The sequence below is a fragment of the Psychrobacter sp. M9-54-1 genome, from assembly GCF_016613355.1.
Taxonomy (GTDB): Bacteria; Pseudomonadota; Gammaproteobacteria; order Pseudomonadales; family Moraxellaceae; genus Psychrobacter; species Psychrobacter faecalis.
In genome coordinates this window covers 1-803 of sequence record NZ_JADGFW010000008.1, presented here as the reverse complement: position 1 = coordinate 803, position 803 = coordinate 1, and the positions used below count along the sequence as shown (strand labels likewise).

At 41.2% G+C, this 803-nt stretch carries 1 protein-coding gene; it reads left to right on the top strand.

What is annotated here, in order from left to right:
* Positions 1-74 precede the first annotated feature (74 nt).
* Positions 75-776: an IS1 family transposase gene (locus IQ457_RS04775; protein ID WP_200662296.1), complete on the top strand. Its 702-nt coding sequence runs from the start codon at positions 75-77 to the stop codon at positions 774-776.
* The last annotated feature ends 27 nt before the right edge of the window (positions 777-803 follow it).

Below are 803 nucleotides of genomic sequence, written 5' to 3'. Positions count from 1 at the left end.
GATGGTGTATCAAAAAGTATGCTGGGGTAATAAAGGAAGGGTGACAGCCGAAGCAAGATGATATATTTGAGGTTATGAAGACACAAATACAGATCAATTGCCCCGACTGTCACAGTCCCAGTTTAAAGAAAAATGGCATAAAAAGCTATGGCAAGCAGAACTACCAGTGCAAGGACTGCAAACGCCAGTTTATTGGCGATCATGCGGTAACCTATAACGGCTGTCACTCTAGAATAGAAGATCTCATACGACTGATGACTGTCCGAGGTTGTGGTGTTAGAGACATAGCCGTTATAGCCAAGGTTAGTATTGGAAAAGTGCTTAGCACCATAGGCTCATCCATTTACAAGATTGTACCTAAGAAGCGCTACTATGAACGCTTAGAGGTTGATGAGTTCTGGACTTACGTATATCGCAAGAAGCGTAAAGTTTGGCTTATTTATGCTTATGACCGCGCTACTAATGAGATTGTCGCTTATGTCTGGGGCAAACGTGACCTAAAAACGGCTAAGAAGTTAAGAGCACGTCTTAAGCAACTTAAAGTGAGCTATGACTCTATTAGTATGGACAATTGGGACAGTTTCATAACGGCCTTTAAACCAGATAACAAACGAGTTGGCAAACAGCATACGGTAGGTATAGAAGGTAATAACTGCCGTCTTAGACACCGATTAAGACGATCGGTTAGAAAGACTTGTTGCTTCTCAAAAAAGCTTGATAATCACTTTAAAGTATTCGATCTGGTGTTCTTTTATGTCAATTATGGCTACGTCTGATGCCAGCATACTTTTTAGAACACCACC

What these genes read in the sequence shown, in the direction of transcription:
- IQ457_RS04775 (WP_200662296.1), top strand. Translation starts at nt 75, where the DNA reads ATGAAGACACAAATACAGATCAATTGCCCCGACTGTCACAGTCCCAGT.